Origin of the sequence: Chitinophaga sp. (assembly GCF_036569125.1) — a bacterium.
GTDB lineage: Bacteria > Bacteroidota > Bacteroidia > Chitinophagales > Chitinophagaceae > Chitinophaga.
Genome location: NZ_DATCRF010000674.1, coordinates 1 through 22,303, shown reverse-complemented (window position 1 = coordinate 22,303; position 22,303 = coordinate 1). Strand labels below are relative to the sequence as shown.

Annotated in this window: 17 protein-coding genes; 12 read left to right on the top strand and 5 right to left on the bottom strand. The window is 49.2% G+C overall.

The window, feature by feature from the left end:
• On the top strand, positions 1-187 hold a 187-nt coding region (locus VIM87_RS25090), incomplete at its 5' end, for an arsenate reductase family protein (RefSeq protein ID WP_331999647.1).
• A gap of 201 nt (positions 188-388) precedes the next feature.
• Here the strand turns inward: VIM87_RS25090 and VIM87_RS25085 are convergent.
• Positions 389-1,480, bottom strand: a complete 1,092-nt coding sequence (locus VIM87_RS25085) for a glycosyltransferase (protein WP_331999646.1) — start codon at positions 1,478-1,480, stop codon at positions 389-391.
• Between the two features lie 357 nt (positions 1,481-1,837).
• Here VIM87_RS25085 and VIM87_RS25080 point away from each other — a divergent pair, with 357 nt between their 5' ends.
• The 4 genes from VIM87_RS25080 (at position 1,838) to VIM87_RS25065 (ending at position 5,369) form a co-directional block, all read left to right on the top strand.
• Positions 1,838-2,086 carry a hypothetical protein gene (locus VIM87_RS25080; protein ID WP_089906920.1) on the top strand — a complete coding sequence of 83 codons (249 nt, stop codon included), beginning with the start codon at positions 1,838-1,840 and terminating at the stop codon, positions 2,084-2,086.
• A 295-nt stretch (positions 2,087-2,381) separates the two neighbouring features.
• Positions 2,382-3,521 (top strand): formimidoylglutamase, encoded by a 1,140-nt coding sequence (locus VIM87_RS25075; RefSeq protein WP_331999645.1) that lies wholly within the window; start codon positions 2,382-2,384, stop codon positions 3,519-3,521.
• Between the two features lie 35 nt (positions 3,522-3,556).
• A complete protein-coding gene (locus VIM87_RS25070) occupies positions 3,557-4,453 on the top strand; it encodes a YitT family protein (RefSeq protein ID WP_331999644.1) in 897 nt (298 codons plus the stop codon).
• Positions 4,454-4,472: 19 nt separating this feature from the next.
• A complete protein-coding gene (locus VIM87_RS25065) occupies positions 4,473-5,369 on the top strand; it encodes an alpha/beta hydrolase (protein WP_331999643.1) in 897 nt (298 codons plus the stop codon).
• A 91-nt stretch (positions 5,370-5,460) separates the two neighbouring features.
• Here VIM87_RS25065 and VIM87_RS25060 read toward each other — a convergent pair whose 3' ends face one another.
• A complete protein-coding gene (locus VIM87_RS25060) occupies positions 5,461-5,832 on the bottom strand; it encodes a lysozyme inhibitor LprI family protein (protein WP_331999642.1) in 372 nt (123 codons plus the stop codon).
• 207 nt (positions 5,833-6,039) lie between these two features.
• On the opposite strand from VIM87_RS25060, the gene VIM87_RS25055 reads away from it, so the two are divergent.
• The 7 genes from VIM87_RS25055 to VIM87_RS25025 all read left to right on the top strand — a co-directional run bounded on the left by VIM87_RS25055 (position 6,040) and on the right by VIM87_RS25025 (position 18,783).
• Positions 6,040-7,149, top strand: a complete 1,110-nt coding sequence (locus tag VIM87_RS25055) for a Gfo/Idh/MocA family oxidoreductase (RefSeq protein ID WP_331999641.1) — start codon at positions 6,040-6,042, stop codon at positions 7,147-7,149.
• Between the two features lie 78 nt (positions 7,150-7,227).
• Positions 7,228-8,886 carry a DUF6377 domain-containing protein gene (locus tag VIM87_RS25050; protein ID WP_331999640.1) on the top strand — a complete coding sequence of 553 codons (1,659 nt, stop codon included), beginning with the start codon at positions 7,228-7,230 and terminating at the stop codon, positions 8,884-8,886.
• Positions 8,887-9,226: 340 nt separating this feature from the next.
• Entirely contained in the window at positions 9,227-12,187 is a 2,961-nt protein-coding gene (locus VIM87_RS25045) for a TonB-dependent receptor (protein ID WP_331999639.1), read from the top strand.
• A gap of 18 nt (positions 12,188-12,205) precedes the next feature.
• The gene (locus VIM87_RS25040; RefSeq protein ID WP_331999638.1) at positions 12,206-13,786 is read left to right on the top strand and encodes a RagB/SusD family nutrient uptake outer membrane protein; all 1,581 of its coding nucleotides are present in this window, start codon (positions 12,206-12,208) and stop codon (positions 13,784-13,786) included.
• Between the two features lie 23 nt (positions 13,787-13,809).
• Positions 13,810-14,910 (top strand): SusE domain-containing protein, encoded by a 1,101-nt coding sequence (locus VIM87_RS25035; protein WP_331999637.1) that lies wholly within the window; start codon positions 13,810-13,812, stop codon positions 14,908-14,910.
• A 19-nt stretch (positions 14,911-14,929) separates the two neighbouring features.
• On the top strand, positions 14,930-16,327 hold the full coding sequence (locus tag VIM87_RS25030) for an alpha-amylase family glycosyl hydrolase (protein WP_331999636.1): 1,398 nt from the start codon (positions 14,930-14,932) through the stop codon (positions 16,325-16,327).
• An 11-nt stretch (positions 16,328-16,338) separates the two neighbouring features.
• The gene (locus tag VIM87_RS25025; protein WP_331999635.1) at positions 16,339-18,783 is read left to right on the top strand and encodes a glycoside hydrolase family 31 protein; all 2,445 of its coding nucleotides are present in this window, start codon (positions 16,339-16,341) and stop codon (positions 18,781-18,783) included.
• A gap of 133 nt (positions 18,784-18,916) precedes the next feature.
• On the opposite strand, the gene VIM87_RS25020 is transcribed toward VIM87_RS25025, so the two are convergent.
• From VIM87_RS25020 to VIM87_RS25010, 3 genes are all read right to left on the bottom strand, one after another.
• The gene (locus VIM87_RS25020) at positions 18,917-20,197 is read right to left on the bottom strand and encodes a pitrilysin family protein (protein ID WP_331999634.1); all 1,281 of its coding nucleotides are present in this window, start codon (positions 20,195-20,197) and stop codon (positions 18,917-18,919) included.
• Positions 20,194-21,438 (bottom strand): pitrilysin family protein, encoded by a 1,245-nt coding sequence (locus VIM87_RS25015; RefSeq protein ID WP_331999633.1) that lies wholly within the window; start codon positions 21,436-21,438, stop codon positions 20,194-20,196. The genes VIM87_RS25020 and VIM87_RS25015 overlap by 4 nt, the downstream gene beginning before the upstream one ends.
• A 101-nt stretch (positions 21,439-21,539) precedes the next feature.
• Positions 21,540-22,303, bottom strand: a 764-nt coding sequence (locus tag VIM87_RS25010) for an aspartyl protease family protein (RefSeq protein ID WP_331999632.1), incomplete at its 5' end; no start/stop codon positions are given.

Here is a 22,303-nt window from a genome sequence, read left to right as displayed (position 1 = left end):
GGCGGGCAGCTATGAAGCGCTGTTCAGCCGCCGCAGTCAAAAGTACCGGCCCATGGGCTTACATGAAAAAACGTTGACGGAAAAAGACTACCGGGACCTGATATTGCAGGAATATACTTTCCTGAAACGGCCGGTAGCCATCGTTGACGGGAAGATCTACGTGGGGGCGGAGGCGAAGAATGTGTAGATGTGCGGATGTGCAAATGTGCAGATGGGGGGAATGTGCTGATGTGCTAATATGCTAGTGGGATGAGGGAATGTGCTAATGTGCTAATATGCTGATGTGCTGGTTTTTGCATAAAAAATGTGCAAATGACATGCAATCAATCGCTGCATTTCATTTGCACATTTGCATATCTGCACACTTGCACATCGCATTTAGTGCACATCAGCACATCAAGAATTTACGCACGGCTTGTTTATACTGCTCCATATCCTGCTCATGCTGGAAGGAGCGGAAAGGGAAGCTGGCGGCGGCTTCCAGGGCTTTGCCCAGGTTAAATTTATCCTGCGGCAGGCTGTAGAAATAACCTTTCTCCATCAGGTATTCACCTAGGTACACCTGTTCCGACTGGCCGGGTGTGGGTACCAGAATCGCTTTTTTATTCAGCTTGGCCAGGTCCATCAGCGTGGTATAGCCGCTGCGGCTCAGCACCATGCCGGAGGCCAGCATGGCCTCGTTCAGCTCCTGTGCATTCATATGGTTCACCTGCCGCACATTAGGCGTGATCTGCTCCTGTTGGGGCGTGCCCGGCTTGCCGCTTACAATAAGGGCGCGGATGGGCAGCTGTTTTATTTGTTCCAGGATCAGCTTTTCCAGGTTGGAGCGTTGTGGCTCGGGGCCGGAAATGAGCACCAGCAGATCGTATAGCTGCTTTACTCCCTCCCGGGGCTGAAAGCGGCTCAGGCAGCCAATATAGCTGGTATGGGGCGGCAGCTCTTTGGGATGGCCCAAAATGCCGGAAAGATTATTGTCCCCCGCAAAGTCCGGGATCCAGCAGGCGCTGTAGCGGCGAATGTATTTATAATTAAGCTTTTGTAAAATGCGTTCTGTAACTCCGCCAAAGGGGGTTTTGATCAGCAGCTGGTGGGAAATAAACACACAGGGAATATCCGGGTGGTACAGGCCAAAGCGGTTATCTGAAATAACTCCCTGAATACCATGGGTTTTTACTACTTCCTGCAGCCACTGCTGCTCATAGCGGATGCTTTTCAGGATCTTGGGGATCTGCTGCATTATTTTCCAGCCAAAGAACCAGCCTTTTTGCGCGTACTGGATGCGGTAGCCTGGCAGGGGCAGGATGGTGAGCTGCGGAAATTCCTGCTGTAAAAGAGCGGCATGTTTACCCTCTGCCGCAATAACAACCTCGCAGCCAGCGTTTAATATTTCGTAGATGAGCGGAATGTCGCGGGTAGCATGTCCCAGGCCCCAGTCAAGCGGTACTACCAGTATTTTTTTTGAAGCGTAGCTTGTGGACAAATAATTTAAAATTTTTTGCGAATTTAGCGTAAATTAGAGAAGGTGTATTGTTAAGAAAAGGTAAACTCTTATAACGAAAGGATTTAAATTTAAAGAAGCTAGTTATAATCAGTATGAAACAAATGAAATGGCTGTTGATCTTTTTTTTGTGTGGGAGTTTAGTATTGCAGGGTTGCAGTGTATTTAAGAAAAATGATTGCGGTTGCCCAACTATGAATAAGAAACGCATGCATTGATCAGTAATGCGCCATTCAAGCAAGTAAGTACAGAGCCATCTTACCTTAAGCAAGACCTAACCTATCCTCCTTATTGAAAACCCTGGTGAAAAATTATAGGGAACGTCAAACTTATTTTTCAATGAAACCTGTAGAAAGGGATTTACTGATCTTACTTCACGAAGAGCGGTATAACGAACAACAGATACAATTCGCTGTTAAACAGATCAGCGAAATGCTGACCGTCGTAGAAACTATGGAATACCTCTGCGCTGTCATGGAAGTAGTGGATTGCAACAAGAGCCGCGTTACCAGCAAACGCTCCGTACTGGAAAAAGTTTTTGCCCGGAAAACGCAACGTGCTTTTGAATTTGTAGTGCACAAGAACTAATATTTTTTTGATCCCGGATTTACGATTTTAGAACTGTTTAACACAATCCTAACCTACATCTAAAATCCTGATCTACTCTCCCAGATTTATACTAATAGATTTGTTGTAACCCGCTGTGTGTCTGAATTTTTTCCTAACTATTTGTTAAAATTATCTCCCTTTCTTCGTCTTCTTTTTCAACACTGCACAGGCAATTCATTTAGTTACAACACCTTCTCCCGGTTTAAAAATTGTAAAATCATCTCACTTTTAAAATCTTGTTGTAGGTTTGCCGGCAAACAAACCACTTATTGCAATGGCAGACTTTACGCACCTGCATGATTTTTTACAGCCCCTTTCCAAAGCCTCCCTGAATGATGACCAGGAATTTGATGCTGCCCAGATAGGCGGTATCACAGATCTATTTGAAGACGGGCAGCTGCCCGACCTGGAAGCCGCGGACATTATTCTGCTGGGCGTAGGTGAGAACCGTGGCAACGGCCCCGGTAAAAAAAGTACAGATGCGCCGGATCTTATACGCGGCGAGTTCTATAAATTATTTTACTGGCATAAAGATGTGAAGATAGCCGACCTGGGCAACCTGCAGCAGGGCGTAAGCCTGGGCGATACCTATGCCGCGCTGCGCACCGTACTGGGCGAGCTGTTGCAGCTGCAAAAACCGGTGATCATATTAGGCGGCTCACATGATCTTACCCTTGCGCAATACCAGGCCTATGCAAAACAGGAGTTTGTAATTGAAGCCAGTGTGGCTGATGCACTGATAGACCTGCAGGAAGAAAGCCCCATACCGGCTACCGGCTTTTTAATGGATATGCTTACAGAGCAGCCTAACTATATCAAGCACTATAATCATATCGGTTTCCAGAGCTATTTCGTACACCCGCGTATGTTAGAAACGCTGGATAAGCTGCGTTTTGACTGTTACCGCCTGGGTAAGGTGCGGGAGAACCTGGAAGAAGCAGAACCGGTGCTGCGTAACACCGACCTTTTCAGCCTGGACATTAACATCATTAAACATACGGATGCACCGGCCAACAGCCTTTCCCCCAACGGTTTCAGCGGGGAAGAAGCCTGCGCCCTATCCCGCTACGCCGGCATGAGCACACAGCTTAGCACCTATGGTATTTACGGTTATAACCCCGCTAAGGATACAGACCAGCTGACCGCCAAACAAATAGCGCAAATGCTGTGGTACTTTATGGACGGCCGCTCTGTAAAGAACAAGGAAGCGCTGCTGGAAGAAAGGGATGCTTTCTGGGAATTTCATATAGCCTTTGGCGATATAGATACCGTGTTCCTGAAAAGCAAGAAAACCGGCCGCTGGTGGATGCAGCTGCCCGGTAAGGATTTTGTGCCCTGTGCATACAGCGATTATTTGCTGGCCAGTAATAATGAGATCCCCGAGCGTTGGCTGAGGCACCAGGAAAGGATGTAGGGAATTAATCCGTAATTGACAATTCACAATTATCCATGTCTTCCACCAGAAAAGCCCGCCTGGCGCGGGTAAGTTTTATTCAAAACACGCAGGATGCTGTGCTCATCGTGATCGGCGTATTGCTGGCGGCGGTGGGATTAAAAGGTTTCCTGCTGCCGAATGAGTTTTTGGATGGTGGCGTAACGGGTATTTCCCTGCTCATTAGCCGCCTTACCGGCTGGTCTATTTCCGTACTGCTGATCGTTATTAATATCCCTTTTATACTGCTGGCTTACCGGCAGCTTTCCCTGGGCTTCACCATTAAAGCGCTGGCTGCTATAATAGGATTGGCTACGGCGCTGGTATTTATAAAAGTACCGGTTATTACCAGCGATAAGCTGCTTATTGCCATCTTTGGCGGCTTTTTCCTGGGCGCCGGTATTGGTATGAGCGTGCGGGGAGGCGCTGTACTGGATGGTACGGAAGTGCTGGCGCTGTACATTAACCGTAAAACGGTGCTGTCTATGGGTGAGGTGATCATGTATTTCAACATTCTTATTTTTGGAGTGGCTGCAGTGCTGATCAATATAGAAACGGCCATGTACGCCATGCTCACCTATTTATCCGCTTCCAAAACAGTGGATTTTATTATCCAGGGTTTTGAGGAATATATAGCCTTAACCATTATATCGCCGGAGAGTGAGTTGATCCGTAAAACGCTTACATTAAAGCTGAAAAAAGGCGTAACGGTATATAAAGGTAAAAGCGGGTTTGGCAAACGTGGTAATGTAGATAATGAGATAGATATTATTTACACCGTGGTTACCCGCCTGGAGGTGCACAAGATCATTGATGAAATTGAAAAGATAGACAGCAAAGCATTTATTGTGCAACACAATATTAACGATACCAAGGGCGGTATGATCAAACGCCGCGCTACACACGGTAAATAGCAGATATAAATCCTCAGTTATGATAAGACACAGATGGTATGCGGCATTAACCTATGCAGCCCGTACGTTTACAGCTTTAGCGCTTATTTGCAGTATTAGCACTGCGCAAGCCCAGGAAAAAATATACCTCTACCCCGATCAGCCCAACCTGCATATTGGCGGGCGTGAAAAAAATGCGGATGCACCTTTTGTGGAACATTACAGCGCAGCTAAAAAGAATGGCGCTGCCATCTTAATATGCCCTGGCGGCGGTTATGCAACCCATGCCCTGGGGCATGAAGGAAAGGATATTGCAGCATTCTTTACCAGCAAGGGTTATGATGCTATTGTACTGCATTACCGTATAAATGATGAAAGCCAATCCGGTTCCCGCTACCCTGCTGCGTATAATGATGTAACTACTGCTATGCGGCTGGTAAGATCAAAAGCGGCTGACTGGGGTTATGACCCTGAAAAAACAGGCGTGATCGGTTTTTCAGCCGGCGGGCACCTGGCTTCCTGTTTGGCTACGATGTTACAACCGGCTAATGAAAAGCAGAAATGGAGCACGCGCCCTGCCTTTGCCATACTGGTGTACCCGGTTATCAGCATGAAGGAGCCTTATAAACATGCAGGCAGCACTAACATGCTGCTGGGCCCTGATCCTGCACCGGGTATGACGGATTCTTTAAGCACAAATGAAAGGGTAACGGATCAAACGCCGCCCACGTTGTTAATACATTCTACGGATGATACTGTTGTGCCGGTAGAGAACAGTTTGATGTTCTTTGATGCGCTGCGCAAACATCATGTAAAGGCTACCATGCAGATCTATGACCACGGCGGGCACGGGTTTGGCCTGGGCACAAAGGATGCGGTGCTGAACACTTGGCCGGCATTGTGCATCAGCTGGCTGCAAAGTTTAGGTATGCCCTGATGGTGTAACGACAGTGGCTGCTTTTTGCAGTATAATTTGTACGGCAGAAAGCTTCTATATCAACACACTGCCGGGTGTTATTACATCTATATCAGCCGGCAGTAGGGTACCGGCTGATCAGCTCTGTTACACGGTCTTTTATATAAGCTGCTTTGTGGTCGGTAGCAATTACCTGGTCGTCAAGGCCGGCCAGCGTTTTCTTGTGCAGCTTTTCTACGCGGGTATCCAGCAACTTAAAGTAGGCTTCTTTTTTCTCTTTCCACAGGCTTTGCTGTACCACCAGGTTTTGGCGGCGGCTGGTATCCAGCTTGCTGTATAGCTGGCGGTACACCAGGTCCAGCATGCTATCCAGGTCGCGGTAATATTCCAGGGCGCAGCCATACATGTACTGGCTTTTAGCCAGGCAGCGCTGGTAGCGGCTTTCCAGGGAATCGATAGCGGCTTTTTTGTTCTGTGCCACCATGTTAAGGCATAACAGCAATAACACTGGGATAAAAAGTAGTAGTCTTTTCATAGGCTCAAAAGCGGTATAGGGAGGGCAAAGGTATGATAATTATTTTTAATCTAAAGGCCGGATAGGTATCGCATTATTAAAAACCGGGTAAAATCCGTATTATTAAATACGGAACTATCAGCTTAAATTTTAACCTGCAAACCCAAACTCACCGTTATGAATACACGCCGTAACTTTTTACAACAGCTGGCTGCATCAGCATTGGCCATTCAGCTGCAACCACTTACCAGCCTGGCAAAAGCGCCCTTTTTATCATATGACGGCCCCACCCTGCGCGTAGCTATCATGGGCCTGGGCAGCTACGGCAACCGTGTGGCGGAAGCTATGAAAGATTGTAAAAAGGCAAAGCTGGTAGGCGCTATCAGCGGCACCCCCTCCAAGCTTAAAGACTGGCAGAGCAAATATGGTATTGCTGAAAAGAACTGTTATAGCTATGAAACGTACGACCAGATCAAGAACAACCCGGAGATAGATGTGGTGTACATTACCACGCCTAATGCGCTGCACCATGACCAGGTAATAAAGGTAGCCTCATTAGGCAAACACGTGATCTGCGAAAAGCCTATGGCGCTGAATGCAAAAGAGGGGCAGGAGATGGTGGATGCCTGTAAAAAAGCCAAAGTACATCTGTTGGTAGGTTACCGCATGCATTTTGAGGCTAAGACCCTCGAAGTGATCCGGATGCGCAATGCCGGTGAATTTGGGAAGATATTATTTTTCCAGGGGCAGTGCGGTTTCCGCATTGGCGATCCTACACAATGGCGGCTGAACAAACAGCTGGCCGGCGGCGGCTCATTAATGGATATCGGTATTTATGCCATCAACGGATCGCGCTACATGGTTGGTGAAGAGCCGGTATGGGTAACTGCCCAGGAAACCAAAACAGACCCTGTGAAGTTTAAAGAAGGCGTGGATGAAACCATACAGTTCCAGCTGGGCTTTCCCAGTGGTGCGGTAGCCTCCTGCCTTTCCACGTATAGCATGAATAACCTGGACCGCTTTTTCCTGAATGGCGAAAAGGGTTTTGCAGAAATGCAGCCCTCCACCGGCTACGGGCCTATTAAGGGCCGCACCAATAAAGGGGAGCTTACCCAGCCGCATGTAACCCATCAAACCGTGCAAATGGATGCCATGGCTGGTATTATACTGGAAGGCCAGCAAGCGCCGGTGCCGGTAAATGGAGAGGAAGCGGTGAAAGATCTGAAGATCATTGACGCTATTTATAAAGCCACCAAAACAGGAGAGAAAGTAATGCTGAAGCTGTAAGGCAGGGAAAAAAATAAATCCTACCTTAGTCCATTCAGCCGCAGGCGTTATGGGGACCGCCTGCGTTTTCGTATAATCATGAGGGTATTGCGCTACATACTATTGCTTTTACTACCTGTAACCGCCGTGGCCCGATCGGGCAGCGATACGCTCATGAAAGCGCTGAACCATGCCATTCAGCAGGCAGACACCTATGACCGGCAAAAGCTGCAACGGATAGACCGTATTAAAACCCTTTACCGGGAAGCCAAAACCCTGCCGCAGCAATACGCCGCCACCCTGCAGCTGTATGAGGAGTATAAGGTATATAAATTTGATTCTGCCTTTACCTACGCCAGCAACCTGGAAAATATGGCTGCTGCCATGAACGACAGCATTAAGATAGCGGCCTCCAGGAACAAGCTGGCCTTCATACTACTCTCTGCCGGCAAGTTCAAGGAAGCTTTTGAATACCTGCAGGCAGTGCACCCGGCGCAGCAAACAGACAGCATTAAAGGCGAATACTACCTGCTGATGGGCCGTTATTATAACGACCTGGCAGATTATAACAATGATAACAACTACACCGCCAAATACCAGGTAATAGCTAATAACTACTTTGATTCCGCCCTGGTATACATTCCTGCAGATTCTTTTGAAAGCCTGTATTATGCCGGCCTTAAAAGCCTGAAGCGGGATAGCCTGGATAAAGCCTTTACCCTTTTCCGCACCCTGCTGGACCGTCCCAGCCTTACAGATCACCAGCTGGCCATTGTAAGCTCAACCCTTAGCTTTATTTATGCGCTGCATAAAGACCGGGCCGGGGCTATTAACTCGCAGGTAAGGGCGGCTATGGCAGATATCCGGTCCTCTACCAAAGAAACCTTTGCCACCTTTAACCTGGCACAGCTGCTGTATGAGGAAGGAGATTTTGAACAGGCCTCCATATACATTGAAAAAGCTATTGACGATGCCACCTTTTACGGCGCCCGGCAGCGCAAAATGCAGGTGAGCGCTATGCTGCCCATTATACAGGGCGCCAGGATCAGCTATATTGAGCGGCAGCGCAAGCTATGGCTCACCTATGCCCTGATTGCCACGCTGGTGCTGATCATACTGGGGCTGCTGATAGTGGTGATCTACAAACAATTCAACAAGCTGAAACGGGCGGAGAAAACTATATCCGATGCCCGCAATAACCTGGAGCAGGCCAACCTGCAGCTGCACCGTGTAAATGAAACCCTGAAAAGCCTGAACACCGAGCTGCAGGATGTGAATGCCAGGCTACGGGAAGCCAATAAGATCAAGGAGGAGTACATTGGCTACTTCTTTAACATCAGCTCCGTGTTCTTCGAGAAAATAGTACGCTTTAAAAACCTTATAGATCAGAAAATAGCCGACCGCAAACCCGATGAGCTGCGTATGGTGCTCAATAATATTAATATGCGCAATGAGCGGGAAGACCTGCTGAAAAGTTTTGATAAAGTATTCCTGAAGCTGTTCCCCACCTTTGTAGAAGAATTTAATAAGCTGTTTAATGAGGAAGATCAGATAGTGCTCAGGAACGATGAGCTGCTGAACAATGAGCTGCGTATTTATGCCCTGATGCGCATGGGCATTACGGAGAATGAGAAGATAGCCCAGATCCTGGAATATTCCGTTAAAACCATCTATGCCTACAAGACCAAAATCCGTAACCGCACCATTGTACCCAAAGACGAATTTGATAAAAGGGTGATGGCGGTAAAGTCCATCTAAAGCACATTTTTCAGGGCTTAAAAAGGCCTTTTTTCCTTCTCAAGCATATATATGGGTATTATTTTAATGTGTTGTTAACAGATTGGCCGTCAGGCATTTAATTTTCTATCACTCCCTGTTTAGCTGTCTATTTTCTTTATTTCAAGGCTACAAATTTGCGGCCTTCCCCGGAAAGTTTTCTTTTGACATTACAAGCTAAATCCGAATTCCAGTTATGAACCAAGATCACCTATACAGTGGCGACCGGCCGCCTCCGGAAGCCGGATGGGACAACTAAAAGGGGCAATGAACCAAAAACAGTATTTAAAGATTCCACTTTTCATAATTGACACCTTACCGTATGACTAAGATCCGAACAATTCAGCTGCTGCTAACTTGTATGGTATTGCTGTGCGCACAAGCTGCCGCCGCGCAAACCAGAACATTTGCAGGGCTTGTGCATGACAATGCCAAGGGGCCTGTAATAGGGGCCACCGTGCAGGTAAAAGGAACTGCTACCGGCACCACCACTAATGAAACAGGCCGTTTTACGCTGCAGGTGCCGGAAGGCAGCGCTACCCTGGTAATCTCCTACATTGGATTTAATACCCAGGAAGTAAGCATTACCGGCATCAATGATATTACCGTTACCCTTATGCCCAATGCCCAGTCGCTGGGCGATGTGGTGGTAATTGGTTACGGCACTGCGCGCAAAAAAGAGCTTACCGGCTCCATAGCCACCGTAACCTCCAAAGAGTTTCAAACAGGCGCTATTACCACACCGGAACAATTGATTGCCGGTAAAGTGGCCGGGGTATCCATTACTTCCAACAGCGGATCGCCCGGGGCCGGCAGCGTGATACGCATACGCGGCGGGGCCTCCCTGAATGCCAGTAATGATCCGCTGATTGTGATCGACGGGCTGCCGGTAGCTAACATGAATATTTACGGTGCATCCAGCCCCTTAAGCCTGGTAAACCCGAATGATATTGCCAGCTTTACCGTGTTAAAAGATGCCGCCGCTACCGCTATTTATGGTTCCAGGGCATCCAACGGCGTAATACTTATCACCACTAAAAAAGGCACCGCAGGCAAACCGCAGTTCAGCTTCTCAACCCAGGTATCAGTAGCCACGCTGGCTAAAAAGGCCGACGTACTTTCTGCCGGCGCATTCCGTAAGCTGGTTGATTCACTGGGCACAGGCCTGGTTGGCAATGTGCCTTTTAAAAGCCTGATGGGCAGCGCTAATACCGACTGGCAGAAAGAAATTTACCAGGCTGCTATTGCTACAGATAATAACCTGAGCATGGCCGGCGCGCTGAAGAACATGCCCTACCGCCTTTCTTTCGGTTACCTGAACCAGGATGGGATCCTGAAAACAGATAACCTGCAGCGTATCAGCGGCGGCGTATCCCTAACGCCTATGCTGTTTGACAATCATTTAAAGATCGACATCAACTTAAAAGGCGCGGTGAACAAAAGCCGGTTTGCCAACTCCGCCGCCGTAAGCTCCGCAGTGTACTTTGATCCTACACAGCCGGTGCATTCCGCTGAATCGCCTTTTGGCGGCTACTATGAATGGTATGCAAAAGACGCCGGTACCGGTGAGGTAACGCTGAACAAGCTGGCGCCCCGCAACCCGGTAGCCCTGCTGGACCTGTATAATAATCACAGCAATGTGCAGCGCAGCTATGGCAACATACAGTTCGATTATAAGTTTCATTTTCTGCCGGAGCTGCATGCTAACCTGAACCTGGGTTATGATGTAGCTAAAGGGGAAGGAAAGACAGATGTGCCGGCCTATGCTGCACAGAATTTCCTGGACAGCGGACAGCATAACCAATATGGCAACCGCATAAGGAATAAGGTGGGCGAGTTTTTCCTGAACTATAACAAGACCATCGAATCCATCAAAAGTAATTTCAACGTAACGGCAGGTTATGGTTATTATGATAACCTGGCCACTAACTATAATTACCCGGCCTTCCGCGCCAACGGCGATACTATTCCCGGCAGCGTGCCTACCTTTCCGCTGGATAAGCCGCAGAACATCCTGATCTCTTATTACGGCCGGTTGATCTACACGCTGAATAACCGGTACATACTGGCAGCCTCCCTGCGTACAGATGGATCTTCCCGGTTTTCGCCCGCTACCCGCTGGGGCACCTTCCCTTCTGTAGCTTTTACCTGGCGCGCCAACCAGGAAAAATTCCTGTCATCTGCCAAAAGCCTGAGCGACCTGAAGCTGCGCCTGAGCTATGGCGTTACAGGCAACCAGGATGGTATTTATAATTATGCTTACCTGGGTGTGTATTCGCTAAGCGACAACGCATCTACCGTGCAAATAGGCGATAAGTTCTATAACATGGGCTCACCGGCTGCTTATGATGCAGGTATTAAATGGGAGCAAACGGAAACCTATAATGCAGGCGTGGATTATGCTTTCCTGAACAACCGCATTGGCGGCAGTGTGGATGTGTATTACAAGAAAACAAAAGACCTGCTGAACACTATTCCCATTCCTGCAGGCTCTAACTTTAGCAGCACCATCCTTACCAACGTAGGTAACATTGAAAATAAAGGGGTGGAAGTGCAGATAGAAGCTACGCCCATTACCGGCAAAAGATTTACCTGGTACCTGGCGTTTAACGCGGCCTATAACAATAACAAGATCACTAACCTCACGGCCACCAAAGATTCCACCTACCCCGGCTCACTGGTAGGTACGGTGCAGATCCACAGTGTGGGTTACAGCCCTTACGCCTTTTATGTATACCACCAGGTGTATGATGCTGCCGGCAAGCCCATTGAAGGCGTGTATGCAGATGTGAACCACGACGGGCAAATAAACCAGGCAGACCTTTACCGCTATAAATCGCCGGTACCTAAGTTCATATTCGGGTTCACTACAGAATTCAGCTATGATAAATGGAGCCTGCGCACCGTGCTGCGCGCCAATGTTGGCAATTACATGTTCAACAACCTGGCTACCGGCGCCTCTAAAGCCAATATGTTCAACACGCTGGGATACCTGGCCAACACACTGTCTGAAGTAACAAAAAGCAATTTCTATTATGGCCAGCAGCAGTCCGACTACTTTGTGCAGAACGCCTCTTTCCTGAAAATGGATAACCTTACGCTGTCGCGCGATTTTGGCAACATTATCAGCAACCGTGTAGGCCTGCGCGTTACAGCCGCCTGCCAGAATGTGTTTACCATTACCAGGTATACCGGCCTTGATCCGGAAATATATGGCGGTATAGATAATGCGCTGTATCCACGTCCGCGCACTTTTAGCCTGGGCGCAAACCTTCAGTTTTAATACTTTTAAATAACGGATATGAAAAAGATATTTAGTTGGGTATTTATGGGCGCCGTGTTATTTACGGGCTGCGCCAAAGACCTGAACCTGAAACCGCTTAATTCCAATATAGCCGATGTGCAGTATGCCACCCCCCTGGGCTATAAACAGGTATTGGCCAAGGTATACGGCAGCTACTCACTGGTGAGCAGCACCGGTGTGGGCAACTCTGATGTGAATGTACCGGGTATTACAGATGCGGGCACTACCGACTTTTTGCGTGCTTACTGGAACCTGCAGGAGCTAACTACAGATGAAGCCAAGTGCGCCTGGAACGATGCTAACCTGCAAAGCTATCATAACTTCAGCTGGACCTCCAGCAACATTTTTATTAATGCGCTGTACTCCCGTTGCCTGTTCTCTATCACCATCTGCAATGAGTTTATCCGCGAATCAACCGATGAGAAGCTGGCCAGCCGTGGCATTGGCGGTAAAGATGCGGACGACATTAAACACTACCGTGCAGAAGCCCGCTTTGTACGCGCGTTCCAGTACTGGGTGCTGATGGACCTTTTTGGCAAGCCGCCGTTTGTAACAGACCAGGATCCTATTGGAAAATTTATTCCCAAACAGATCTCCCGGGCAGAGCTGTTCAGCTACATAGAAACGGAGCTGAAAGCCATTGATGGGGAGCTGGTACCGCCGCGTGGCAATGAATACGGCCGTGCTGACCAGGCAGCCGCCTGGGCCCTGCTGGCGCGCATGTACCTGAATGCGGAAGTATATACCGGCGCCGCGCATTATACGGATGCTATTACCTATGCTACGCAGGTGATCAATGCCGGCTATGTGCTGATGCCGCATTACAAGAACCTGTTCATGGCGGATAATAATGTGAACAATTCAGAAATGATCTTGCCTATTACCTATGATGCTACGCACTCGCAGAACTATGGCGGCACTACCTTTCTCATTTGTTCCGGCCACGGCACCAATGTAGCTGACAATGCCAAAGCGGGCATACCCGGCGGCGGCTGGAGCGGTAACCGCGCTACCAAAAACCTGCCGCAGGCATTTGGCGATTATAGCGGTAATGCAGATAAGCGCGCTATGTTTGGCTTAGGCTCCCTGGAAATAAGCGATGTGCTGAACTTTAATGCAGGCCTGGGTGTAACCAAGTTCAATAATGTGAACAGTGACGGCTCTACCCCTTACTCGCCTAACGGTGTGCTGGTGAGTGTGGACTTCCCTTTATTTCGCCTGGCAGAAATGTACCTGATATACATAGAGGCGGTAAAGCGCAATGGCGGCGGCAGCGAAGCTACTGCGCTGGAATATTTTAACCGCTTACGTACAAGGGCTTACGAAAATGATAATGGCAGGGTGGCCAGCTTTTCACTGGAAGATGTATTTAACGAAAGGCAGCGGGAGCTGTATTGGGAAGGCTTTCGCCGTACAGACCTGGTACGTTTTAACCGCTTTACCTCCGGCAGCTACCTGTGGCCCTGGAAAGCAGGCGTAGCCGGCGGCGCGGGGGCTGATGCGCATTACAACGTATTTCCCATTCCCTCGTCTGAAATTATTTCCAACACCAACCTGGTGCAGAACCCTAATTATTGATCCCTTATTCTAAATGTTATTATATGCTTACAAAAAGCTATCGTTATATACTCCTGATCCTGTTGTTGGCAGCTGCCTGTAAAAAGGATGGGGAACAGCTTACACTGCAGCCCGGCAGCTTTTCCGGTGGTGCGCTAAGCGCCAGCAGCAGCACCATAGTGCTTACCAAGGCAGCGGAGAATGATACGGCCCTTAATTTCAGCTGGGCAGCAGCCGGCTTTGGCGGCGCTACCGTTACCGCCTACACGCTGCAGCTGGATGTACCTTCAGATACCTCCGGCGCCAACGCCTGGGGCCAGGCCAAAAGCTTTAATGCAGGCACCAGGCCGGCAGGATACAGCTTTACAGGTAAAGACCTGAACAACCTGTTAAGCGCCATGGGCCTGCAGGGCGGCACTACCAACCAGGTAGCGGCAAGAATAAAGGCTGAGGTACCGCAGTATAACGGCGCCGCATCTACGGTAACGCCGGTATATTCCAATACCCTGGTACTAACCATTACCACCTTTAGCTCTAACCTGTACGTGCCGGGCGACTACCAGGGCTGGGACCCCGGTAAGGCGCCCACCTTTCCGCCCATAGAAGGTAAGGCCGGTATGTTTGAAGGGTATGTGAATATGCCTGGCAGCGGCGGGCCATATTATTTTAAGTTCACCAATTCACCGGACTGGGACCATACCAACTACGGGGATGGCGGTAACGGCAGCTTCAGCACCGATGGTAATGCTGCGGGCCTGAGTGTGCCAACCGGCGGTTATTACTACCTCACCGCAGACCTGAACACCAACAAGTGGACGGCCACCAAAGTCACCTGGGGCATTATTGGCGATGCCACACCCGGCGGCTGGGATAATGATACGCCGCTTACCTACGATGCAGCCACGCAGGTATGGACCGTAACAGCAGTGATGAAAAAGAACGGCTCCTTTAAGTTCAGGGCCAACAATGCCTGGGCTATTGATTTTGGCACAGATGCCAATGGTAAGCTGGTATATGCAGATAATCCTTTCCTGGGCTACACGCCCGGCCTTAATAACCTGAGCGTACCGGAAGATGGTACCTATACTATTAAGCTGGACCTGCACCTTTCAGGGCAATACACTTACAGCCTTACCAAAAACTAGGAAACCACATTTTTAAATAATGAAGCAGGCAGTTGTGAATTTTATATTGATCCTTTTTTCCTGGATGCTGGGCGCCTGCGGTAAAAATGATACCGCCGCGCCTTACACACCACCCGTAATACTACCGGTAACAGATACAACCATTGCCGCGCAGTACGGAACCCCTTTTGGCAATGTAACGGACCCGCAGGATGCCGTGATATACCAGGTAAATATGCGCGTATTCAGCCAGCAGGGCAACTTTGCGGGGGTTACCGCCCGTTTGAACGCCATTAAAGACCTGGGCGCTAACGTGGTGTACCTGATGCCCGTGTTCCCGGTGGGTCAGCTGAAAGCGCTGAACTCACCCTACTGTGTAAAAGATTATTTTACCATAAACCCGGAGTTTGGTACGCTGGCAGACCTGCGTACACTGGTAGAAACCGCGCACCGGCAAAATTTGAGCGTAATACTGGACTGGGTGGCCAACCATACCGCCTGGGACCATTCCTGGATAACGGCGCATAAAGACTGGTATATGCAGGATGGCAGCGGTAACATTATAAGTCCGCCCGGCACGGGCTGGAACGATGTGGCGCAGCTGAACTACCAGAATGCGGATATGCGCAAAGCCATGATAAAGGCCATGAAGTTCTGGGTAATGACGGCCAACATAGACGGCTTCCGCTGCGATTATGCTGACGGGCCGCCAACAGACTTCTGGAAGCAGGCCATAGATACGCTACGGGGTATTAGCACGCACAAGCTGATCATGCTGGCAGAGGGTGGCCGCACGGCCAACTTTACCCTGGGCTTTAATTATAATTTCGGGTTCAGCTATTTCAATACGTTGAAGGATATTTATAGTAAGGAACGCCCGGTTACGGCTATTGATACACTGAATACCAGTGAATACCTGAGCGCATCGCCCGGCCAGCGTGTGGTGCGGTACACCAGCAACCATGATGTAAATGGATCTGACGGTACGCCCACTGAATTATTCGGCGGTATAAACGGCGCTATGGCTGCCTTTGTAGTAACGGCCTTTATGAAAAGTGTGCCCATGATCTATAACGGGCAGGAGGTGGCTACTGGCTACCGGCTGCTGTTTCCCTTTACCATGGCTAAAATAGACTGGAGCGTGCATCCTGAGGTAACAGCCGTGTATAAAAAGGTGCTGGCTTTCCGTAGCAGCAGCACAGCAGTAAAGCGGGGAGCCTTAACAACATACAGCACCGGCGATGTATGTGCCTTTACAAAAGTGCAGGGTGCAGAGCAGGTGCTGGTAATTGCCAACCTGCGCAACCGGGCCGTAAATTATACCATGCCCGCAGCTTTACAGCCCCTGGCCTGGAAAGATGCGCTGAGCGGTAACGCTGTAACACCGGGTACCACTATTACCCTGGCGCCCTATGAATACCAGCTATTGAAACTGTAATAAAACAGACTATGTTAATCAGAGCGTATAAAATAACTATTACCGCGTTGCTGGCCTTTACAGCCGGGTATGCGCAGGTAAAAGAGCCGGGCAATGTAACGGCTGTGCAAAAAGAAGCGCAGGGAGTGAAGATCACCACCGCTAATGCCTTTGCAGCAATAACAGCGTACAGCGCATCCACCATACGGGTGCGGATAGATAAGCAACCGCTGGCAGCTGATTTCTCCTATGCCGTAATAGGCAAGCCAGAGATGGTGAAAACCAATATTACTGAATCGGAAAAGGAGATTATTCTGCAAACGGATTCAGTGAAAACAGTGATCAGCAAACAACCTTTTTCTGTAGCGTTTTACACGCCGGCCGGCGAGGTGATTAACCAGGATGAAACAGGCTTAAACACCAGCTGGACGGGCGAGGAAGTAGCCACCTATAAAAAGATGCAGGAAGGCGAGCGGTTTATTGGCCTGGGTGAGAAAACGGGTAACCTGGACCGTACCGGCAGCGGCTACACGAACTGGAATTCCGATGTATTTGGCTACCAGGCAGGGCAGGATCCGCTGTACTCCACCATCCCCTTTTACATAGGCATTCACCACAATAAGAGCTATGGTATTTTCTTTGATAATACCTACCAGAGCGACTTTAACTTTGGCGCCAGCAACAACCGCTTTTCCTCTTTTGGGGCGCATGGCGGGGAAATGAACTACTACTTTATTTACCACCATAACCTGGCGGATATTATTACCGCATACACGGCGCTTACCGGCCGTATGCACCTGCCGCCCATGTGGAGCCTGGGCTACCAGCAAAACCGCTACTCCTATTATCCGGATACGGAGGTGCTGCGTATTGCACAAACCCTGCGGGAAAAGCAAATACCGGCAGACGGCATTACGCTGGACATTCACTATATGGACCGTTACCAGCTGTTCACCTGGGATAAAGAGCGCTTTCCTGACCCGGTAAAGCTTACCGGTACGCTGAAGAAAATGGGTTTTCGTACTACCGTGATCGTTGACCCGGGTATTAAAGTGGAAAAGGGTGCACCTGCATTTGAGCGGGGTGTAAAAGACAGTGTATACATTAAGTACCCCGATGGGAAATTCTACACCGGGCAGGTATGGCCCGGCTGGTGCCACTTTCCTGACTTTACTGCGGAAAAAGGGCGCGCCTGGTGGCGTAAGGAAGTGAAGTTCTTTTCTGATAACGGGGTAAGCGGCATCTGGAATGATATGAACGAAATAGCTACCTGGGGGCAAAAGATGCCGAATAATGTGCTGTTTGATTATGATGGTATAAAGGCCAGCCACCTGCGTGCGCATAATGTATACGGCCTGCAGATGATCCGCGCATCATACGAAGGGGCGCGGGAAAACACCCGTGAGCGGCCCTTTATACTTACCCGCTCGGGGTATGCCGGTTTGCAGCGCTACTCCGCCATATGGACGGGCGATAACCGTGCAGAAGATAACCACATGATGCTGGGTATACGCCTTATGAACAGCCTGGGATTAAGCGGCGTACCCTTTACCGGTATGGATATTGGCGGTTTTACCGGCAACCCCGGTGTGGCGCTGTACACCCGCTGGATGCAGATAGGCGCTTTTATTCCCTATTACCGGAACCATACAGCCTTAAATACCAGATCAGCTGAGCCCTGGGCCTTTGGGGAAGAGGCGCTGGAAATAGCGCGCAATTACATTAACCTGCGTTACCGGCTGCTGCCCTACCTGTACAGCACTTTTTATGAAGCTACGCAAAACGGCCTGCCCGTTATGCGCAGCCTGGCCATTAACTATACCTTTGATCCCAGGATATATGATCCCCAATACCAGCAGCAATACCTGTTTGGCGGAGCGTTACTGATAGCGCCTTTTGAAAGCGGTAAAGATTTTGGGCGGGTGTACCTGCCTGCAGGCAAGTGGTATGAGTTGTATACGGGTGCGGTGAATGAAGGCGGGCGTGAACAGATTATTCCGCTGAATATACAGCAGCTGCCGGTGTATGTAAAGGAAAGCAGCATTATTCCCATGCAGTCGCAAATACAGAACACTACCGAACAGCCGGCAGATACCCTGCTGCTGCATGTATACAATGGCGCTGTGAAAAACAGCTTTGTGTATTATGAAGATGACGGTATTAGCTTTGACTATGAGAAAGGAGCGTTTTACAAACGCAGCATTACCTTTGACCCTGCTGCCAGAGCGCTGGTTTTTGGTAAGGCAGAGGGCAGCCGCGCTTCAAAGTTCAAATATGTAAAGCTGCTGCTGCATGGCTTTGAGCAGCAAAGCTGGAAAGTGAAAGGTAAAAGCGTAACGGCCAAAGAAGAGGCCTGTTCTTTCCTGCACAGCATTTCCAAATTTGACCCGGAAAAAAGCGCCGGCAGTGTGGAAGCGGATCATGTGAAAACGCTGGTGATGGCGAATGACAGCGGGGAGGTTACGGTAGGAATGTAAATGTAAAATTTTAAATCATAACTGTAAAAGGCTAATGCAGCGGATGCATTAGCCTTTTACAGTTATCTCGTTCATAAAGTCTTTTCAACGGTCTCTATGAACCTCCTTCGTCGGTTTATGATTTTACATTCCTTTAGATCACCACCAGCTCGTAAAAATCCGAAGGGGTGAAGTATTGTTTGGCCAGCTGCTGCAGCTCCTCTGCAGTAATGGTTTTAATAATGCGGATGTTGTTGTTGAAATAATTCTCGTCCAGATCGTTCAGGATCAGGCTTTTCCAGCGTTGGATCACCTGGAAAGCGCCATCCAGGTCGCCCAGGATGGAGCCGATCATGTAGTTACGCACCAGGCTCAGTTCCTCTTCCGGTACCGGCTCGTTCTGCAGGTTTTGCAGCTCTTTATAAATTTCTTCAATAGTAGCTTCGCACACATCGCGGCCGGCCTCTGTTTGAATATTCAGCGCGCTGGTTTGGCGGAAGTTATAGAGCTGTGAATGAATGCCGTAGGTGTAACCTTTCTCTTCCCGGATATTGCTCATCAGGCGGGAGCCAAAGTAGCCGCCCAGGATAGTGTTCAGCACCATCATTTTCGGAAAATCAGGATGGTAGCGGTTAGGGAAATGCCTTGCTACACGTACCGCGCCCTGCACGCCATTTTCATCATTGAAAATGCGGTGCTTTTTTTCATCTGCCGTTTGTATGGGCAGCTCCGGCCGCAGCAGCGTGCTTTCTCCGTTCCATTGCGTGCTGCCAAAATATTTATTCAGCAGCGCTATCATGTTTTCCGGCAGGTGGCCGGCAACAAAGATCTTGCAGTTGTTGTACGAGTAGTGCTTCTGGTAAAAGGCGCGCAGGCTTTCGGGCTGCAGCGCATCATACGCCATCATGGTGCTTACGCGGCCATAGGGGTGGAATTCGCCGAACAGGTACTTATCAATATAGCGGTTGGCTACAAAGTCGCACTTTTGCAGGTTCACGGCCAGGCGCTGTTTCATGTTCTGCTGGTAGGTGGCCAGTTCATCGGCGGTAAAGGCCGGGTCCTGGATCACTTCCTGCAGCAGCGGCAGCAGGTCTTCCGTATGCCGGGTAAGGCAGTGCAATGTATAGGTAGCATTTTCATGATAGCTGTTACGGTTCAGGTAAGCGCCAAAATATTCAATGCTTTCATTTATTTCCAGTGCGTTATGTTTGGTGCTGCCATTCTTTATTAAAAAGTTGGTGGCTGCGGCTACCTGGCTTTCCTGCTCATACCAGCTGCCGGCGGGGAATATAAATTCCAGCTGCAGCGTATCCTGCTCATCGCTTTTTATAACGTATACGGGTATACCGTTATCCAGCGTGAATTTTTCGTATGGTTTCAGCGTTACATCAAACTCCACTGCGTCTTTTATAGCCGGGGCAATTTTTCTGTTCATATCTGGTTATCTGCGTAGTAATAGATAGTGTTGGAATTTTTTTCATCAAAAATGATGTTGGCCTCGCGGTGAATATCGGCGGTGGTTACTACTTCATAGTGTGTAAACTCCGTATTCATCAGGGCGGCATCGCCCATCAGCTCATAAAAGGCCAGGTTGTTGGCGCGGTTCAGCAGGCTCATATCTTCAAAGGCCAGCAGGCTTTCCACGCGGTTCTTTACCTTCTGCAATTCGCGTTCCGGTATTACGGTTTGCTGCAGCTTGCTCAGCTCTTCCTGGATGGCTTTTTCAGCGTCCTTCATTTTTACGCCTTTTACCAGCTTGCCTTCAATAGCCAGCAGGCCGGCATCCAGGCTGCCAAAGTGGTAACATTCTATGTTGCTGAACAGCTTTTTTTCTTTTACCAGCACCTGGTGCAGGCGGCTGGAGCTGCCTCCGCCCAGGATGTCTGAAATAAGATCTGCGGCATAATAACGGGGATCTTCCCGTTTGTAGATGTGGTAGCATTTATACAGGGCATCCAGCGGTACATTGGCTTTTACCTCCAGCTTATGCGCGGCCGTTTGTGCAGGCTCCTGCGGTATTTGGCGCTGATATTTTTCGCCGGAGGGAATATCGCCAAACCATTTTTCCGCCAGCGCTTTCACCTGTGCGGTGGTTACCTTACCGCCTACTACCAGGATAGCATTTACCGGGCGGTAGTATTTGAAAAAGAAAGCCTTTACATCTTCCAGGCTGGCGGTTTCAATATGGGAAAGCTCCTTGCCGATGGTCATCCAGCGGTAGGGGTGAGTGCTGTAAGCCAGCTCCCGCATTTTATGCCATACATCACCATAGGGCTTGTTGATGTAATGCTCCTTAAACTCTTCACTTACCACTTTCCGCTGCACATCCAGGCTTTTTTCATCAAAGGCCAGGGATAGCATACGATCGCTTTCCAGCCAGAAGGCGGTTTCTATATTTTCTGCAGGCAGCTGTATATAGTAGTTGGTAAGATCGTTGGTGGTAAAGGCGTTGTTTTCGCCGCCGGCCATCTGCAAAGGCTCATCATAATCCGGTATGTTCACAGAGCCGCCAAACATCAAATGCTCAAACAAATGGGCAAAACCGGTACGGGCCGGGTCTTCATCCCGCGCGCCTACATCATACAACACATTCAGCACCGCCATCGGCGTGGTATGATCTTCATGCACAATGACCCTTAAACCATTGCCCAGCGTGAATTTATTAAAGTGGATCATATTCGTTTTTTGAGAAACTATAAAACATTTTCCCGCAAAAGGCGGGAAATGCAAGTTATTAAAATTCCACGTGACAATGATAATTAGTAAGAAGGGAAGTATCAGGGTTGCAGGTATAGCTCGTTCTGGCGGTAGTTGATGATAACGGCGGAGAATTGTTTCCATACGGAATAACCAATGGCGCCGGCTATTTCCATGGTTTGCCCGTCGTCATTCACATCCTTACAATAGCTTACGGGTATTTTGTGCAGCTGCCGGTTGCCAATGCTGAGCGCCGGAATGTTGCTGTTCACATAATCATAGGTTTTCAGCAGGTCCTGCACCTGTTCTGAGCCCAGGGTGGTCATACGGTCGGCCAGCTGGTTCTTTTGCACATAGGGCCAGTTAAATAAAAGCCCATAGTCGCCACCGGTAGTTACGTGATAATTGCCGGTGAGGGTCTGGCCATCGTCCAGCTCTATGGTGGCGGGTATTACCGGGGTACGGAAGTTAAGCTTAAAGGGCAGCACCTGGGCACCGGCAAACTCCATGGAGGTGCCGGGGGTGTATAGCACCAGCTGCTGCTGTGCATAGTCTATTTTTACCACATACTGCTTCAGCAGGTCTATACCAATAAAGCCGTCTATTACCAGCGGGCCATTACGGAATTCGGGAATATTTTCCAGGTATACCTTCACAAAAGGCATTTTGGTTTTGCCCAGGTACAGCACATTCAGCGTGGCGGTGTTCACCTTCAGCATCAGGTTATTGGTGGCGGTAACGCCGGCTTTTTGTTTGGCGGAGATGTTGAGCTTTTTTGCCAGGCCATAATGCAGGATGGTTACCTCTGTACCGGTATCAAAAATAAAATGCAGGGTATCTGAGC

What these genes read in the sequence shown, in the direction of transcription:
- VIM87_RS25080 (WP_089906920.1), top strand. Translation starts at nt 1,838, where the DNA reads ATGAAACCTGTAGAAAGGGATTTACTGATCTTACTTCACGAAGAGCGG.
- VIM87_RS25065 (WP_331999643.1), top strand. Translation starts at nt 4,473, where the DNA reads ATGATAAGACACAGATGGTATGCGGCATTAACCTATGCAGCCCGTACG.
- VIM87_RS25015 (WP_331999633.1), bottom strand. Translation starts at nt 21,438, where the DNA reads ATGATCCACTTTAATAAATTCACGCTGGGCAATGGTTTAAGGGTCATT.
- VIM87_RS25030 (WP_331999636.1), top strand. Translation starts at nt 14,930, where the DNA reads ATGAAGCAGGCAGTTGTGAATTTTATATTGATCCTTTTTTCCTGGATG.
- VIM87_RS25055 (WP_331999641.1), top strand. Translation starts at nt 6,040, where the DNA reads ATGAATACACGCCGTAACTTTTTACAACAGCTGGCTGCATCAGCATTG.
- VIM87_RS25035 (WP_331999637.1), top strand. Translation starts at nt 13,810, where the DNA reads ATGCTTACAAAAAGCTATCGTTATATACTCCTGATCCTGTTGTTGGCA.
- VIM87_RS25025 (WP_331999635.1), top strand. Translation starts at nt 16,339, where the DNA reads ATGTTAATCAGAGCGTATAAAATAACTATTACCGCGTTGCTGGCCTTT.
- VIM87_RS25075 (WP_331999645.1), top strand. Translation starts at nt 2,382, where the DNA reads ATGGCAGACTTTACGCACCTGCATGATTTTTTACAGCCCCTTTCCAAA.
- VIM87_RS25040 (WP_331999638.1), top strand. Translation starts at nt 12,206, where the DNA reads ATGAAAAAGATATTTAGTTGGGTATTTATGGGCGCCGTGTTATTTACG.
- VIM87_RS25020 (WP_331999634.1), bottom strand. Translation starts at nt 20,197, where the DNA reads ATGAACAGAAAAATTGCCCCGGCTATAAAAGACGCAGTGGAGTTTGAT.
- VIM87_RS25060 (WP_331999642.1), bottom strand. Translation starts at nt 5,832, where the DNA reads ATGGTGGCACAGAACAAAAAAGCCGCTATCGATTCCCTGGAAAGCCGC.
- VIM87_RS25045 (WP_331999639.1), top strand. Translation starts at nt 9,227, where the DNA reads ATGACTAAGATCCGAACAATTCAGCTGCTGCTAACTTGTATGGTATTG.
- VIM87_RS25050 (WP_331999640.1), top strand. Translation starts at nt 7,228, where the DNA reads ATGAGGGTATTGCGCTACATACTATTGCTTTTACTACCTGTAACCGCC.
- VIM87_RS25070 (WP_331999644.1), top strand. Translation starts at nt 3,557, where the DNA reads ATGTCTTCCACCAGAAAAGCCCGCCTGGCGCGGGTAAGTTTTATTCAA.